Source organism: Klenkia terrae (assembly GCF_037083865.1).
Lineage (GTDB): Bacteria > Actinomycetota > Actinomycetes > Mycobacteriales > Geodermatophilaceae > Klenkia > Klenkia terrae.
In genome coordinates this window covers 281,038-296,352 of sequence record NZ_JBAPLV010000001.1, presented here as the reverse complement: position 1 = coordinate 296,352, position 15,315 = coordinate 281,038, and the positions used below count along the sequence as shown (strand labels likewise).

At 74.9% G+C, this 15,315-nt stretch carries 17 protein-coding genes, 1 tRNA gene and 1 pseudogene; 6 read left to right on the top strand and 13 right to left on the bottom strand.

The genetic code is table 11. The annotated features are described in order from the left end of the window. Positions 1-12 precede the first annotated feature (12 nt). From UXQ13_RS01480 to UXQ13_RS01470, 3 genes are read right to left on the bottom strand one after another with little or no spacing between them, the layout of a single operon-like run. A complete protein-coding gene (locus UXQ13_RS01480; RefSeq protein WP_225234552.1) occupies positions 13-324 on the bottom strand; it encodes a biopolymer transporter Tol in 312 nt (103 codons plus the stop codon). Further along, a complete protein-coding gene (locus UXQ13_RS01475; protein WP_225234551.1) occupies positions 321-1,181 on the bottom strand; it encodes an NAD-dependent protein deacetylase in 861 nt (286 codons plus the stop codon). The genes UXQ13_RS01480 and UXQ13_RS01475 overlap by 4 nt, the downstream gene beginning before the upstream one ends. Before the next feature lie 10 nt (positions 1,182-1,191). Next, a complete protein-coding gene (locus tag UXQ13_RS01470; RefSeq protein ID WP_225234550.1) occupies positions 1,192-1,632 on the bottom strand; it encodes an SRPBCC family protein in 441 nt (146 codons plus the stop codon). Positions 1,633-1,811: 179 nt separating this feature from the next. Here UXQ13_RS01470 and UXQ13_RS01465 point away from each other — a divergent pair, with 179 nt between their 5' ends. Then, positions 1,812-3,371, top strand: a complete 1,560-nt coding sequence (locus UXQ13_RS01465; protein ID WP_225234549.1) for an APC family permease — start codon at positions 1,812-1,814, stop codon at positions 3,369-3,371. Positions 3,372-3,374: 3 nt separating this feature from the next. Here UXQ13_RS01465 and UXQ13_RS01460 read toward each other — a convergent pair whose 3' ends face one another. The 6 genes from UXQ13_RS01460 to UXQ13_RS01435 all read right to left on the bottom strand — a co-directional run bounded on the left by UXQ13_RS01460 (position 3,375) and on the right by UXQ13_RS01435 (position 10,259). Then, positions 3,375-4,544: an acetate/propionate family kinase gene (locus tag UXQ13_RS01460; RefSeq protein WP_225234548.1), complete on the bottom strand. Its 1,170-nt coding sequence runs from the start codon at positions 4,542-4,544 to the stop codon at positions 3,375-3,377. Beyond that, complete coding sequence (pta, locus tag UXQ13_RS01455) at positions 4,541-6,634, bottom strand: phosphate acetyltransferase (RefSeq protein WP_225234547.1); 2,094 nt, start codon at positions 6,632-6,634, stop codon at positions 4,541-4,543. Before pta ends, UXQ13_RS01460 begins: the two co-directional genes overlap by 4 nt. Positions 6,635-6,722: 88 nt before the next feature. Continuing rightward, the gene (locus UXQ13_RS01450; RefSeq protein WP_225234546.1) at positions 6,723-7,385 is read right to left on the bottom strand and encodes a response regulator; all 663 of its coding nucleotides are present in this window, start codon (positions 7,383-7,385) and stop codon (positions 6,723-6,725) included. Further along, the gene (locus tag UXQ13_RS01445) at positions 7,382-8,533 is read right to left on the bottom strand and encodes a sensor histidine kinase (RefSeq protein WP_336391678.1); all 1,152 of its coding nucleotides are present in this window, start codon (positions 8,531-8,533) and stop codon (positions 7,382-7,384) included. The genes UXQ13_RS01450 and UXQ13_RS01445 overlap by 4 nt, the downstream gene beginning before the upstream one ends. Positions 8,534-8,550: 17 nt before the next feature. After that, on the bottom strand, positions 8,551-9,348 hold the full coding sequence (locus UXQ13_RS01440; RefSeq protein WP_225234545.1) for an ABC transporter permease subunit: 798 nt from the start codon (positions 9,346-9,348) through the stop codon (positions 8,551-8,553). Next, positions 9,345-10,259 carry an ATP-binding cassette domain-containing protein gene (locus UXQ13_RS01435; protein ID WP_225234544.1) on the bottom strand — a complete coding sequence of 305 codons (915 nt, stop codon included), beginning with the start codon at positions 10,257-10,259 and terminating at the stop codon, positions 9,345-9,347. The genes UXQ13_RS01440 and UXQ13_RS01435 overlap by 4 nt, the downstream gene beginning before the upstream one ends. A gap of 104 nt (positions 10,260-10,363) precedes the next feature. Here UXQ13_RS01435 and UXQ13_RS01430 point away from each other — a divergent pair, with 104 nt between their 5' ends. Both UXQ13_RS01430 and UXQ13_RS01425 read left to right on the top strand, forming a co-directional pair. Then, entirely contained in the window at positions 10,364-10,822 is a 459-nt protein-coding gene (locus UXQ13_RS01430; protein ID WP_225234543.1) for a DIP1984 family protein, read from the top strand. A 309-nt stretch (positions 10,823-11,131) separates the two neighbouring features. Continuing rightward, entirely contained in the window at positions 11,132-11,326 is a 195-nt protein-coding gene (locus UXQ13_RS01425) for a hypothetical protein (RefSeq protein ID WP_225234542.1), read from the top strand. Position 11,327: 1 nt separating this feature from the next. Here the strand turns inward: UXQ13_RS01425 and UXQ13_RS01420 are convergent, their stop codons facing one another. From UXQ13_RS01420 to UXQ13_RS01410, 3 genes are all read right to left on the bottom strand, one after another. After that, positions 11,328-11,594, bottom strand: coding sequence for a hypothetical protein (locus UXQ13_RS01420; protein ID WP_225234541.1), 267 nt, complete (start codon positions 11,592-11,594; stop codon positions 11,328-11,330). Positions 11,595-11,647: 53 nt separating this feature from the next. Continuing rightward, complete coding sequence (locus tag UXQ13_RS01415; RefSeq protein ID WP_225234540.1) at positions 11,648-12,613, bottom strand: NAD(P)H-binding protein; 966 nt, start codon at positions 12,611-12,613, stop codon at positions 11,648-11,650. A gap of 81 nt (positions 12,614-12,694) precedes the next feature. Further along, positions 12,695-12,767 (bottom strand) — tRNA-Arg (locus UXQ13_RS01410). Between the two features lie 182 nt (positions 12,768-12,949). On the opposite strand from UXQ13_RS01410, the gene UXQ13_RS01405 reads away from it, so the two are divergent. The 3 genes and pseudogenes from UXQ13_RS01405 to UXQ13_RS01395 form a co-directional block, all read left to right on the top strand. Then, entirely contained in the window at positions 12,950-13,267 is a 318-nt protein-coding gene (locus UXQ13_RS01405) for a GNAT family N-acetyltransferase (protein ID WP_225234539.1), read from the top strand. Positions 13,268-13,348: 81 nt separating this feature from the next. Next, positions 13,349-14,704 (top strand): cryptochrome/photolyase family protein, encoded by a 1,356-nt coding sequence (locus UXQ13_RS01400; protein ID WP_225234538.1) that lies wholly within the window; start codon positions 13,349-13,351, stop codon positions 14,702-14,704. Positions 14,705-14,918: 214 nt separating this feature from the next. After that, positions 14,919-14,975 (top strand): annotated as a pseudogene (locus UXQ13_RS01395) (hypothetical protein); the annotation flags it as partial. Between the two features lie 38 nt (positions 14,976-15,013). Here the strand turns inward: UXQ13_RS01395 and UXQ13_RS01390 are convergent. Continuing rightward, a complete protein-coding gene (locus tag UXQ13_RS01390; protein ID WP_336391677.1) occupies positions 15,014-15,178 on the bottom strand; it encodes a hypothetical protein in 165 nt (54 codons plus the stop codon). Between the last annotated feature and the right edge of the window lie 137 nt (positions 15,179-15,315).

Genomic DNA, 15,315 nt, shown 5'->3' with positions numbered 1-15,315 from the left:
GTCCAGTCTGGGTCAGCCGGCGTCGTCCAGCGCGGCGAGCGCGGCCTCCCAGCGGGCGCGGCGCTCGTCGTCGGACTGCTCCCACCACTTCGCCCCGCGCTCGCCCAGCCCGGTCTTCGCGGCCTGCACCAGCGCCCGGGCGGCGGTCACCGCGGCGTCGTCCCCGGCCTTCTTCGCCGTCCGCACCCCGCTGCGGCCGACCCCGAGGTGGTGCAGCAGCCGCTCCCGGACGTCGTCGGGCAGCTGCGGGTCCTGGGCCCGCCACCGGCGGCCGTCCACCACGATCCAGCGACCGTCCTCGGTCCGCTCGACCTCTCGGGTCACCGGGACAGCCGGCCGGCCAGCTCGGGGAGCACCCGGCCGAGCGGGGCGTCGACCCGCACGTCGGCCTTCTCGTCGCCCCGGGTCGGCCCAGCGTTGACGATGGCGACCGGGATGCCGTCCTTGGCCGCCCGCAGCACGAAGCGGTAGCCGCTCATCACGGTCAACGAGGACCCGAGCACCACCAGCGACCGCGCGCACCGCACCAGGTCGAAGGCGGCCTGCACACGGTCGGCCGGCACGGTCTCGCCGAAGAACACCACGTCGGGCTTGAGCGGACCGCCGCCGCAGACCAGGCAGTCGACCATCACGAACCCGTCCAGCGCGGACTCCGGCAGCTCGACGTCGCCGTCGGGGTTGACCTCGCCGTCGACCGGTTCGGGCCGGAACCCGGGGTTGGCCTCGCGCAGCCGCACGTCGAGGGCGGCCCGCGGCGCGACGTCGCCGCACTGCAGGCACACGGTGCGGTCCAGCCCGCCGTGCAGCTCGAGCACGTCGGTGGCGCCGCCGGCCTGGTGCAGGCCGTCGACGTTCTGGGTCACGATCCCGCCGACCAGCCCGGCGTGCTGCAGCTCGGCGACCGCGCGGTGGCCGGCGTTGGGCCGTGCGCCGGCGATCTGCCGCCAGCCGACGAAGCTGCGCGCCCAGTACCGGTGCCGGCCACGCGGGTCCCGGGTGAACGTCTGCCAGGTCATCGGGGTGTGCCGGCGCAGCGACCCGGTGGCGCCGCGGTAGTCCGGGATGCCCGAGTCGGTGGACAGCCCGGCGCCGGACAGCACGACGACGTTGCCGTCGCCGACCAGGGCGGCCAGCTCGTCCAGCCCGGGGACGACGGTGGGTGCTGCGGTCACCCCACCCATGGTCCCTGGTTCAGCGCAGTTCTGCGTCCAGCCGCTCGAGCATGCCGGTGTAGGTGCGGGCCAGGCCCTTGGGGGCGAAGGTGCGCTCGAAGAACCCGCCGATGCCGCCGGCGCCGTCCCAGGTGGTGCGCACGCGGACCGTGGTGGTCTCACCGGCCGGGTGCAGCGTCCACGTGGTGACCATGGAGGACTTCGTGTCGCTCTCGACCAGGCCGCCGCCGTCGGGCAGCTCGCTGACCGAGACGACCTGGTCGCGCACCCGCTTCTCGGTGGCGGCGAACTTCCAGTGCACCCGGGTGCCGCCGCCCTCGCCGCCGGACTCGACCCGGTACTCGCTGAACTGCGGGCCGGCGATCCGCTGCCGGGTGCCGGCGTAGTCGCCGAGGGCGACCCGCACCCGGTCGGCGGGAGCGTGGACGACGTGCTCTGCGGTGGCGACGACCTGACCCATGCCGACCAGTCTGCCCCGGGCTGCCGGAGCTCGACGCCCCAGGCCGGGGACCGACCCCTGAGCGCTGCTGCCAGCAGACGCACAGGTGGGCGAGACCCGGGCGCAACACGCACAGCAGATCCTCGGCGACTGCACCGCCCCTGCCGGTGCGACGTCGACCGCGCAGACGAGGACCTCCCATGGCGACCAGCACGGCACCGGTACCCGACACCACCACGGCGGACGCGGCGGCGGAGAAGTCCAAGCTGCAGAAGCACTTCGGCCGGGCCGACGTCTTCTTCTTCCTGGTCTGCACCCTGGTCGGGATCGACGGCCTCGGCACCCTGGCCACCGAGGGCGGGCAGGGCTTCACCTGGCTGGTGGTCTGCGTGCTGCTGTTCGCCGTCCCCTCGGCGATGGTGCTGGCCGAGCTCGGCGCCGCGTACACCGACGAGGGCGGCCCCTACGTCTGGGTCCGGATGGCGTTCGGCCACCTCGCCGGCGCGGTCAACAACTTCTTCTACTGGGTGACCAACCCGGTGTGGATGGGCGGCACGCTGGTCGGCACCGCGCTCGGCGGGCTGATCGTGTTCTTCAACGACGGCGCCGAGTACTCGACGGCGACGACCTACGTCTTCGCCGCGGTGTTCATCTGGGCCGGCGTGCTGTTCGCCGTCCTCTCCTTCCGGGTCGGCAAGTGGGTGGCCACGATCGGGGCGCTGGCCCGGTTCCTGCTGCTGGGCCTGTTCAGCGTGCTGGTCATCGCCTACGGGTTCGACCACGGCTTCCACGGGCCGAGCCTGGGCGACTACGCCCCCACCTTCGCCGGCTTCGTCGCCCTGGTCCCGCTGGTGCTGTTCAGCCTGGTCGGGTTCGAGCTGCCCAGCGCCGCCGGGGAGGAGATGAGCGACGCCGCGAAGGACGTCCCGGCCGGGATCGCCAAGTCGGTGGTGGCCACCGGGCTGCTGTACGCCGTCCCCGTGCTGGGCATCCTCCTGGTGCTGCCGACCGAGCAGGCCAGCGGGCTGGCCGGGTTCCCGGAGGCGATCCGGCAGGCGCTGACGGTGTTCGGCGGCGAGGTGGTCACCGCGGCCGACGGCACGGTCACCGCCACCCTGACGCCCTTCTCCACCGCGGTCGGCTGGGTGCTGGGCGCCCTGGTCGCGCTGGTGGCCTTCACCAGCGGGCTCACCTGGATCATGGGCTCGGACCGCACCCTGGCCGTGTCCTGCTACGACGGCGCCGGGCCGCGCTGGCTGGGCCGGTTCTCCGCCCGCTTCGGCACCCCGACCCGGGTGAACGTCCTGTCCGGGGTGATCAGCAGCGTGGTGTTCGTCGGGGTCACCGAGATCACCGGCGGCGACATCGCCAAGTTCTTCGGCGTCGCGCTCAGCCTGGCCATCTCGACCACGCTGATCTCCTACCTGGGCATCTTCCCGGCCGCGTGGAAGCTCCGGCGCACCCGACCGGACCACCCGCTCCCCTACCGGGCGCCGGCGCTGGGCCTGCTCACCGTCGTGTCGATGGCCTGGATCGCGTTCTGCACGGTGCAGCTGCTGTTCCCCGGCCTGGGCGACGGCTGGTTCGGCGCGGACTACCGCCTCGACGGCTGGGCGGCCTCGGAGAAGTGGGTCTACCTGTTCACCGAGCTGGTCCCGCTGGCGGTGTTCGTCGCGATCGCCGTCGGGTTCTGGGCCGCCGGCCGGAGGAACGTCCGCCGCACGGAGGAGGTCGAGCCGGTCGAGCAGCCGATCCGCTGACGGTCACCGCGCGGCGGCCACCGTGCGCAGGGCATGCCGGGCGATCTGCAGCTCCTCGTCGGTCGGGACCACCAGGACGGCGACGGGGGTGTCGTCCGGGCTGATCCGGCGGACACCCCGACCGCGTGCCTCGTTGCGCGCGGGGTCCAGCTCGATGCCCAGGTGCCCGAGCCCGGCGCAGACGCGGGCCCGCACCTCGGGGCTGTTCTCCCCCACCCCGGCGGTGAAGACCAGCGCGTCCAGCCCGCCCAGGTGCGCGAGGTAGGCGCCGACGTAGCCGCGGACCCGGTGCGCGTAGACGCCCAGCGCCCGCTCGGCCCGCTCGTCGCCGGCGCCGGCCGCGGCCAGCACGTCCCGCAGGTCGCCGCTCCCGGTCAGGCCGGTCAGCCCGCTGCGGCGGTTGAGCAGGGTGTCCACCTCCTCGACCGTCGACCCGGTGCGCAGCAGGTGCAGCACGGCGCCGGGGTCCAGGTCCCCGCCGCGGGTGCCCATGACCAGGCCCTCCAGCGGGGTCAGCCCCATCGAGGTGGCGATCGACCGCCCGTCGGAGACCGCGCAGGCCGAGGCGCCGTTGCCCAGGTGCAGCACGACGAACCGGCCCGCGCCGCCCAGGAACGCGGCCGCGGCCTGTGAGACGTACTCGTGCGAGGTCCCGTGGAAGCCGTACCGCCGGATGCCGCGCTCGGCGGCCAGCTCCGCGTCGATCGCGTAGGTGGTGGCCTCCGGCGGCATGGTGGCGTGGAAGGCGGTGTCGAACACCGCGACCTGCGGCACGCCGGGGAACGCGGCCCGGGCGGCCCGGATGCCCAGCAGCCCGGGCGGGTTGTGCAGCGGCGCGAGCACGGACAGCTCCTCGACGGCGGCCTCGACCTCGGCGTCCACCAGCACCGGGGCGCTGAACCGCTCGCCGCCGTGCACCACCCGGTGCCCGACGACGTCGGGCGCCAGCACCGGCCCGTGCTCGGCGAAGGTGGCCGCCATCAGCGCCAGCGCCCCGGCGTGGTCGGGCACCGGCGCGGCGACCGACACCTCCCCGCCGGGCCCGCGGTGGGTGATCGTGCCCTCGCCGCCGATCCGCTCGACCAACCCCGAGGCCAGCACCTGCTCGGCGTCGTCCAGCAGCTGGTACTTCAGCGACGAGGACCCGCTGTTGACCACCAGCACGGTGGTCACGAGCCGGCCGCCTGCACCGCGGTGAGGGCGATGGTGTTGACGATGTCGCGCACGGTGGCTCCCCGGGACAGGTCGTTGACCGGCTTGTTGAGCCCCTGCAGCACCGGGCCCATGGCGACCGCGCCGGCCGAGCGCTGCACCGCCTTGTAGGTGTTGTTGCCGGTGTTGAGGTCCGGGAAGACGAACACGGTGGCCCGGCCGGCGACCGGCGAGCCCGGCATCTTCGACGCCCCGACGGCGGGGTCGGCCGCGGCGTCGTACTGCATCGGGCCGTCGACGACCAGCTCCGGGGCGCGCTCGTGGACCAGCCGGGTGGCCTCCCGCACCTTGTCGACGTCCGCGCCGGAGCCGGAGTCCCCGGTGGAGTAGGACAGCATGGCCACCCGCGGCTCGATGCCGAACCGGGCGGCGGTGGCCGCCGAGGAGATCGCGATGTCGGCCAGCTGCGCGGCGTCGGGCAGCGGGTTGACCGCGCAGTCGCCGTAGACCAGCACCCGGTCGGCCAGCGCCATGAGGAAGACGCTGGAGACCACCGAGACCCCGGGCCGGGTGCGGATGATCTCGAAGGCCGGCCGGATGGTGTGCGCCGTGGTGTGCGCGGCCCCGGAGACCATGCCGTCGACCAGGCCCAGCTGCACCATCATCGTGCCGAAGTAGGACACGTCCGGGACGACGTCCCAGGCCAGCTCCTCGGTCATGCCCCGGTGCGCCCGGAGCCCGGCGTACTCCCGGGCGAACCGACCGCGCAGCTCCTCGTCGAACGGGCTGACCACCTCGGCGGCGGCGATGTCCAGGCCCAGCTCCGACGCCCGGCCGCGCACCTTGGCCTCCTCGCCCAGGATGGTCAGCCGGGCCACCCGCCGGGACAGCACGGTGGCCGCCGCGCGCAGGACCCGGTCGTCGTCCCCCTCGGGCAGCACGACGTGCTGCTCGGCCGCCCGGGCGCGCTCGGTGAGCAGGTGCTCGAACATCAGCGGCGTGACGACGGCCGACGGGCCGACGTCCAGGCTGTCCAGCAGCTGCCGGGTGTCCACGGCTTCCTCGAAGAGCGCCAGCGAGGTGTCGGTCTTGCGCGGGGAGTCCGAGGCGATCAGGCCGCGGGTGTGGATGACCCGGGCGGTGGTGTCGAAGGTGCCGAGCTGGGTCGCGACGATCGGCAGCGACGAGCCCAGGCCGGCGATCAGCTGCAGCACCGGCTCGGGCAGGTCGATGCCGCCGTTGAGCAGGATGCCGGTCGGCGAGGGGTAGGTGCCCGCGGCGTGCGCGGTCATGACGGCCAGGACGACGTCGGGCCGGTCCCCGGGGACGACGACGACCGCGCCCTCGGTGAGCCGCGGCAGCACGTTGACCATCGACATCGCCGCGACGACGACGCCCATCGCCTCGCGGTCCATCAGCTCGGGGTCCCCGGCCACCAGCTCGCCGTCCACCGCCTCGGCGACCGCCCGGAAGGTCGGCGCGATCAGGAACGGCTCCTCCGGGATCGCCCAGACCGGCCGGTCGGTCACCGCCTGCACCGCGGCGACGCCCTCGGCCAGCCGCTCCGGGTCCGCGCGGTTGAGCACCACCGCGACCACCCCGGCGTGCTCGTCGGCCAGCTCCCGCAGCGCCGGCTCGGCCACCGCGGCCAGGGCGGCCGGGGGCCGGGCCGGCGCCTGGCCGAGCTGCTCGGCACCGGCCGGGTCGCGGCCGCCCAGCACCAGCACGACCGGGGTGCCCAGGTTGGCCGCGATCCGGGCGTTGAAGGACAGCTCGGTGGGCGAGCTGACGTCGGTGAAGTCCGAGCCGACCACGACCACGGCGTCGCAGCGGGCCTCGACGGCCTTGTACCGCTCGACGATGCGGGCCAGGGCGGCGTCGCCGTCGGCGTGCACGTCGTCGTAGGTGACCCCGACCGCCTCGGCGAAGTCGACCTCCGCGGTGGTGTGCCGCAGCAGGGTGTCCAGCACCGGGTCGGTCGCGCCCCGGGCGATCGGGCGGAACACCCCGACCCGGCCGACCTCCCGGGTGAGCAGGGCGAGCAGGCCGAGGGCCACGACGGACTTGCCGGAGTGACCCTCCACGGAGGCGACGTACACGCTGCGGGCCACGGGACCCCTCTCGGGCAGTGCTCGCGGCAGGCGGCGCCGTCGAGCTGCGGGTCGCTGTCCGCCGCAACGTAACCGACCCGCGCGCCGGTCACCTGCCGGGATCGGGGCGCACCAACCGCGTCTCGTAGGCCAGCACCGCGGCCTGCGTCCGGTCGCGCAGGCCGAGCTTGCCCAGGATGCGGCCCACGTGGGTCTTCACGGTGAGCTCGGAGAGCACCAGGTCCGCGGCGATCTCGGCGTTCGAGTGCCCGCCGGCGACGTGCACCAGCACCTCGCGCTCGCGGTCGGTCAGGGCGTCCAGCCGGGTGTCCCGGGCGCCGGGGTCGGGGAGCTGGCCGGCGAAGGTCTCCAGCAGCCGGCGGGTGATCCGGGGCGAGACGACGGCGTCCCCGGCGGCCACGGTGCGGATCGCGGCCAGCAGGTCGCCCGGCTCGGTGTTCTTCAGCAGGAACCCGCTGGCCCCGGCCCGCAGCGCGGCGAAGGCGTGCTCGTCCAGGTCGAACGTGGTCAGCACCAGCACCCGGCTGGCCAGCCCGGCGGCCACGATCTGCGCGGTCGCCGCCACCCCGTCCAGCACCGGCATCCGCACGTCCATGAGGACGACGTCGGGGAGCAGCTGCCGGGCCAGGGACACCGCGGCGGCGCCGTCACCGGCCTGGCCGACCACCTCGAGGTCGGGCTGGCTGTCCAGCACCATGCCGAAGCCCACCCGGACCAGGGGTTCGTCGTCGACCAGCAGCACCGTGGTCATGCCGGCACCTGCGCGGCGACCGGCAGCGCAGCCCGCACCCGCCAGCCGCCGCCGTCGGTGGGTCCGGTCTCGACGGTGCCGCCCCAGGCGCCGAACCGCTCCCGCATGCCGACCAGGCCGTGCCCGGGCGGCCGGTCGGGGTCGCGCGGCCGGCCGCCGCGCCCGTCGTCGGTCACCTCGACCACCAGCTCCTCGGCCGACCAGCCCAGAGCGACCCGGGCGGCGCGGGCGCCGGCGGCGTGGGTGAGGGTGTTGGTCAGCGCCTCCTGCACCAGCCGGTGGACGGCGAGCTGCGCGGTGGCGGGCAGCGGCGCCGGGGTGCCGGACACGGTGAGGGTGACCGCCAGGCCGGCGGCGCGGACCTGCTCGACCAGGGCGTCGAGCTGGGCCAGCCCGGGCGCGGGGGCGTCCGGGCCGGCCGGGTCGCCGTCGGTGCGCAGCACGCCCAGCAGCCGGTGCATCTCGGCGATCGCCTCCCGGCCGGTGCCCGCGATCTGGGCCACCGCCCGGCGGGCCTGGTCGGGGGCGGTGTCGATGGCGTAGCCGGCGCCGTCGGCCAGCGCGGTCATCACCGAGATGTTGTGCGCCACGACGTCGTGCACCTCCCGGGCGATCCGGGTGCGCTCCTCGGCGACCGCGGCCCGGGCGCCGGCGTCCCGCTCCCGCTCGGCGCGCAGCGCGCGCTCCTCCAGCGCCTGCAGCAGCGACCGCCGGGTGCGCCGGTTCCGCCCGGCGACCACGGCGAGCACGGTCAGCGCGCTCAGCGGGACCACCGCCTCCCCGCCGGGTCGGCCCAGCAGCGCGAGCACGACCAGGGTCACCGGCAGGGCCGCCACGACGACGGCCGCGGCGACCACCTCGCGAACCGGACGGCGGTCGGCCACCGAGGCCAGCAGCCACAGCAGCACCACGCCCGCCGGGAGCAGCCGCTGCGCGTCCAGCCCGTGGCCCACCCACCAGACGCCGAGGACCAGAGCGGCGACCCCGAGCGCCGGCAGCGGTGCCCGGTACCGGGCCAGCGCGGTGCCGGCCAGCAGCACCGAGACCACGACCGCCGCGGGGTCCAGCTCGCCGAACCGCAGCAGCGGACCCAGCGAGACCACGGCCAGCACGACGACCGGGACGACGAGCCGAACCCGCGGGGTCATGCCGGCCATGGTCCTCGTCACGCGTCGCGGGTCCGCAACCGCCACACGGCCGCGGCCAGCCCCACGACCACGTAGCCGACCAGCACGGCGAACCCGGTCCACGGCGCGAACTGGTCGGCGGTGGTGGTCAGCCGCAGCAGGCTGCCCCCGGCCGACCCGGGCAGCCAGCGCACGACGTCGGGGCCCCAGTCGGCCGGCAGCAGGTTGCCCAGGATCGGCAGCAGGAAGACCAGGCCGAACAGCGTGGCCACCCCGCCGGCGGTGGAGCGCAGCAGCCAGCCCAGCGCGGAGCCGAGCAGGGTGATCGCGGTCAGGTAGAGCGCCGTCCCCAGGACGACCCGCAGGACGCCGTCCTCCCCCAGCCCGGGCATGCCGTCGGTGACGGCCGAGCCGACCGCGTAGGCGACCAGCGCGGCGACCGCGGAGGTGACCAGCACGAGGCCGCCGAGCACGGCGGCCTTGGCGACGACGACCGGCCAGCGCCGCGGCGCCGCGGCGAAGGTGCTGCGGATCGTGCCGGAGGTGTACTCGCCGGTGACCAGCAGGACGCCGAGCACGCCGAGGGCGAGCTGGGCCAGGTTGTAGCCGGCCAGCGCCAGGGTGAGCGGCTGGGCGAAGTCCACGCCGGGCGGCCCGCCGCCGTTGCCCCCGGGTCCGCCGTCGTCGGCGGTGGAGGTGAACAGCAGGCCGAGCAGCACCATGCCGACCAGCGAGCCCACCAGCACGTACCAGGTGGAGCGCAGCGAGCGGGCCTTGATCCACTCACCGCGCAGCAGTCCGGCGGTGGTCGGGGGGCGCTCCAGGGTGGTGGTCATGCCGGCTGCTCCTCGGTGCGGTACTCGCGGTCGTCGGCGGTGAGCGCCATGAACGCCTCCTCCAGGGAGGCCTGGACGGCGGTCAGCTCGTGCAGGGCGATGCCGGCGGCCGCGGCCCGGTCGCCGATCACCTCGGTCGGCACACCCCGGACCAGCAGGACGCCGGCCTCGGCGGACTCGACGGCGACGTCCGGCCCGGCCAGCAGCCCGGCGAGCTCGGCGGCCCGCGGGCTGCGCACCCGGACGCCGTCCCCGCCGGCCCGGCGGAGGAACTCCGCGGTGGACACGTCGGCGACCAGCCGGCCGCGGCCCATGACCACCAGATGGTCGGCGGTCACCGCCATCTCGGCCATCAGGTGGGAGGAGAAGAAGACGGTGCGGCCCTCCGCGGCCAGCCGGCGGGCCAGGGTGCGGATCCACAGGACGCCGTCGGGGTCCAGCCCGTTCACCGGCTCGTCGAGGACGACGGTGGCCGGGTCGCCGAGCAGCGCGGTGGCCACGCCCAGACGCTGGCCCATGCCCAGGGAGAACCCGCCGACCCGCTTCCCGGCGACCCCCGTGAGGCCGGACAGCTCCAGCACGGTGTCCACCCGCTCCCGGGGCAACCCGCCCGCGGCGGCCAGGGATTGCAGGTGCGCCCGGGCGGTGCGGCCCGGGTGCAGCGCGCGGGCCTCCAGCAGCGCGCCGACCTGGCGCAGCGGGTCGCGGTGCTCGGCGTAGGGCTTGCCGTTGACCAGGGCGGTGCCCGCGGTGGGCCGGTCCAGGCCCAGGACCATCCGCATGGTGGTGGACTTGCCGGCGCCGTTGGGGCCCAGGAAGCCGGTGACCACGCCCGGCTGGACGGTCACCGTCACGTCGTCGACGGCGAGGCGGTCGCCGTACCGCTTGGTCAGCCCGCGCAGTTCGATCATGCCCACGATCCTGCTGCGGTCGACCGCCGGCCGCGTCGCCCGCGCGGCGTCACCTGCCCCGCCCGGACTACGCCTGCAGGGGTAGGCGCTCGTACCGTGCGGGCATGAAGATCGCCGAGGCGCTGTCGCTGCGCACCGACGCCCGCCGCCGGGTCGACCAGCTGCGGGCCCGGATCACCGCCAACGCCCGGTACCAGGAGGGCGAGGAGCCCACCGAGAGCTCCGCCGAGCTGCTGGTGGAGGCCGAGCGGGCCCTCGACGAGCTGGAGTCGTGGATCGGCCGGATCAACCGGACCAACGCCGCGGTCGACCTGGGCGCCGACGGCACGATGACCGACGCCCTGGCCACCCGGGACGTGCTCCGGCTGCGGCACGCGCTGCTCACGTCGGCCGCCGACGCCGCCGCCGGCACCGGGTTCCGGCAGCTGCGCAGCGAGCTGCGCCAGCTCACGTCCCTGCCGGTGCGCGAGCTGCGGAGCCGGGCCGACGACGTCGCCCGGCAGCTGCGCGAGCTCGACGTCCGGATCCAGCAGGCGAACTGGACCCACGATCTGGTGGACTGAGCACGGCCGCCGCGGGAGTCGGTAGCCGCAGGAGGGTGGACACGAACCCGACGGGCCGGCGGGTCATCCGGCCCACCGATGGCGGGCGAGGGGCAGCCCGGGGGGTTCGACTCCCCCGATCACGACGCAGCCCGGAACCGCGCACCGGTGACCGCGCAACCAGCACGCACCACCACCACCACGTGTCAGCTCCTGCGGCGAGGGCGGGTCCGGGGACCTCCCGCGGCGGCCGCTCTCCACCCCTGGGTGGAGGGCGGATGGGCCCCACGGCCGATGTGCGCGGGCCGCCTGCGCCCGAGACTCGTCGGCATGGAGAACGTGTCGCACGGCCCCGAGATCGCCCGGGTGCTCCGCCAGCTCCGGCTCGCCGTCCACCGCGGGGACGTCGTCCTCGACGCCGCGCGGGTGGACTCCTGGCCGCCCGGCGCCCGGTTGGCGCTGGACCAGTGCGCGCGCCGGGCGCAGGCCCGCGGGCACCGGTTCGTGGTCCGGGCGGCCGCCTGAGTCAGTCCGGGAACCGCCGCGGCTTCACCACCGGCGGCGCGGGTTCGGGGTCCAGGCCCGTGAGGTAGCCGGCCTGCACCCAGGTGTCGATCACGGCCGGGCCGAGGTCCCGGGGCACCGAGTAGGTGACCCGCCCCCACCACCGGCCCTCGGCGTCCTGCCGCCAGGCCAGCAGGACGGCGGGGTAGACGTCCTGGAGCTGCCCGGGCATGCCGGCCACCCAGCAGTGGCGAGCCGGTTCACCGGCCCGGTCGGCAGCAGCAGCCATGCGCCCATGATGGCACGCCGTCGAACGTGTGTTCGACTCAGTCGGTCATGGGTTCAGGCGGACCAGTCGGGGTCCGAGCGCACCCGGTGGGTGGGGTCCGCGCTGTTGCCCACCCCGGCGGTCCGGCTGCCCTGGTGCGCGCGGCGCAGCGCCTCCCGGGAGCTGACCAGCCCGCCCTCGGGGTCGGGCACGATGCCGCGGATGCGGTGGTCGGTGGACCCCATGCTGTTGGGCAGGCTCATGATCAGGTCCGCGGCGAGCTCGTGCGGCAGCGGCGTCAGCCACGACGCGATCGTGGCGACCAGCTTCGGCGGCACCGGCGGGAAGGGCACCCACAGCCGGCGCAGCCCCGCCTCGGCGGCGTAGGCCTTGATCAAGTCGGCGTACGTGGGCTGCTCGCCGTTGGAGACCTCGTAGGCCCCCGCCGGGAGGAGGTCGCGGTCGGCGGCGGCGACCAGGTAGTGCAGGACGTCGGTGACCGCGATCGGGGACACCGGGTGCTGCATCCAGGTCGGCAGGGGGATGACCGGCACCCGGTCGGCGATGTGCCGGACCAGCTCGTAGGACGTCGACCCACCGCCGAGCACGACCGCCGCGCGCAGCCACACCAGCTCGACCCCGGCCTCCCCGAGGGCGTCGCCGACGTCGGCGCGGCTCTCCAGGTGCTCGGAGAGCTCCTCCTGCTGGGGCACGAACCCACCCAGGTAGACGATCCGGGACACCCCGGCGTCCCGGGCGGCCGACGCGAACTGCCGGGCGCTGTCCAGGTCCTGGGCGGCGAAGTCGCCCTCGCCGATGGAGTGCACCAGGAAGTAGGCGACCTCCACGTCCCCCGCCTCGGCGAACGCCTGCCGGCAGGACCCGGCGTCCGAGACGTCCAGCGCCACCTCGGCCACGTCGTCGGACCAGTCCAGGTCGGCCAGCTTCGCGACGTCGCGGGCGGTGGCCACCACCTCGTGGCCGGCGCGGTCGAGCTGCACCACGAGCCGGGACCCGATGTAGCCGGAGGAACCTGTCACCAGACAACGAGTCACCAGTGGTGGATGCCTCCGCCGTGACCTGCGCAAACCGGAGGAGACGAGTCCCTCACGGCGACGGTGTGCCCCCGGCAGGATTCGAACCTGCGGCACACGGTTTAGGAAACCGATGCTCTATCCCCTGAGCTACGGGGGCCCGGGTGCGGTCCCGAGGTTAGCGGGCGCGTCGCTGCGGGCCGGGAACACCCGGACGGGGAAGATCGTCGGAGAGGGCAAGGCGGAACCGATGCGGAACGGTTACCGTGTCTGTCCGGAGTCGGGTGGTCACCCGGCACCAGGTCCCGGCACCGACGCCGGGCAGGAGGTGGAACCAGCAGCATGAGCAGCACGCAGCAGGTGCACGTCGAGGACGCCCCCATGCGCGGGCGCTTCGAGGTGATGGTCGACGGCCAGGTCGTCGGCATGGCCAGCTACCACGTCGAGGGCGACGTCATGACCCTCCCGCACACCGAGGTCTCCCCCGCGGTCGCCGGGCGGGGCATCGGCACCGTGCTGGTCGCCGCCGTCCTGGCCGCCGCCCGCGAGCGGCACCTCACCGTGCTCCCCTACTGCTCCTTCGTGCGGCACTACCTGCAGACGCACCCCGAGGACGTCGACCTGGTCGCCCCGGACGAGCGCCCCCACTTCGGCCTCTAGCCCGCCCAGGCCGCCTGCAGGGGCCCGTCGCGAGCTTGCTCGTGGCGGGGTGCAGGCGTGTCCTTTCCGTTACGGTCGGGTGTGCCGACCGCCATCCACTGGTTCCGCCGCGACCTCCGCCTGGCCGACAACCCGGCGCTGCTGGCCGCGCGCGACGCCGGCGACGTGCTGCCGCTGTTCGTCGTCGACCCGGCGCTGTGGGAGGTCTCCGGTGACCCGCGCAAGCACTTCCTGGCCGGCTGCCTGGCCGACCTGCACGAGGCCACCGACGGCCGGCTGGTGATCCGGCACGGCACGCCGCAGGACGTCGTCCCCGCGCTGGCCCGGGAGGTCGACGCCGCCTCGGTGCACGTCGCCGGGGACACCGGGCCCTACGGACGACGCCGCGACGCCGCGGTGGAGAAGGCCCTGGGCGACGTCGACCTGGTCCGCACCGGGTCGGCCTACGCCATCGCCCCGGGCACGATCACCAAGGACGACGGCGACCCGCTGAAGGTCTTCACCCCGTTCAAGCGCCGCTGGCTCGACCACGGCTGGCCCGACCCGGCCCCCCGCCCGCGCTCGGTCGGCTGGGCCCGCGCGGACTCCGAGGACCTGCCCGAGGCCCCCGACCTCGGCGGCACCGAGGTGCTCGAGCCCGGCGAGACCGCCGCCGGCAAGCGCTGGCGGGAGTTCCGGGACGAGCGCCTGGTGGACTACGACGGCCAGCGCGACCGCCCTGACCTGGACGCCACCAGCCGGATGTCCGCGCACCTGCACCTGGGCACCGTGCACCCGCGCACCCTGCTGCACGACATCGCCCGGTCCGGGCTGACCGGCCCCGGCGTGGACACCTACGTCTCCGAGCTGTGCTGGCGGGAGTTCTACGCCGACGTGCTCTGGCACCGGCCCGAGACCGCCCGGGAGTACTACAACCCCGAGCTGCAGGGCATCACCTACTCCACCGGGCAGGGCGCCGAGGAGGACTTCGAGGCCTGGGCCCAGGGCCGCACCGGCTTCCCGATCGTGGACGCCGGCATGCGCCAGCTGCTGGCCCAGGGCTGGATGCACAACCGGCTGCGGATGATCGTGGGCAGCTTCCTGGTCAAGGACCTGCACCAGGAGTGGACCACCGGCGCCCGGTACTTCATGCAGCACCTGGTCGACGGCGACCTGGCCAGCAACAACCACGGCTGGCAGTGGGTGGCCGGCACCGGCACCGACGCCTCGCCCTACTACCGGGTGTTCAACCCGACGACCCAGGGCAAGAAGTTCGACCCGGACGGCGGCTACGTCAAGCGCTGGGTGCCCGAGCTGCGCGACCTGGACGCCAAGCACGTCCACGAGCCCTGGACGGCGCCCGGCGGCGTCCCCGACGGGTACCCGGAGCCGATCGTGGACCACGCGCACGAGCGGCAGGTCGCCCTCGACCGCTACCAGGCGGCCAAGGGCCGCTGAGCCGGGTCCGGCGGGGCTGTCCCCGCAGGGACAACGTCCGGGTCAGCTGAGCCAAGACCGGAGGGGGCTGCCGGGCGAGGGTGGGGAGGACACCCCGACCGCTCCCTCGGAGGCCCCCGTGACGCTCGCGCCGCCGGAACCCAGCACCGCCACGCCGCAGCAGACCACCGTCGTCCGCGGCGCCTGCCCGCACGACTGCCCGGACACCTGCGCGATGCTCGTGACCGTCACCGACGGCGTCGCCGTCCAGGTGGCCGGCGACCCCGACCACCCGTACACCGCGGGCGGCCTGTGCGTGAAGGTCAACAACTACCTGGACCGGGTGTACGACCCCGGCCGGGTGCTGTTCCCGATGCGCCGCACCGGCCCCAAGGGCAGCGGGCAGTTCGAGCGGATCAGCTGGGACGCCGCGATCGGCGAGATCGCCACCCGGCTGCGGGCCACCGTCGAGGAGTTCGGTCCCGAGTCGGTCATGCCGGTCAGCTACCTGGGCACCCAGGGCATCCTCAACGGCCTGAACGTGGGCGACCCGTTCTTCGCGAAGCTGGGTGCCACGGTCGCCGAGCGGACCTACTGCGACTCCGGCTCGTGCACCGCCTACGCGATGACCA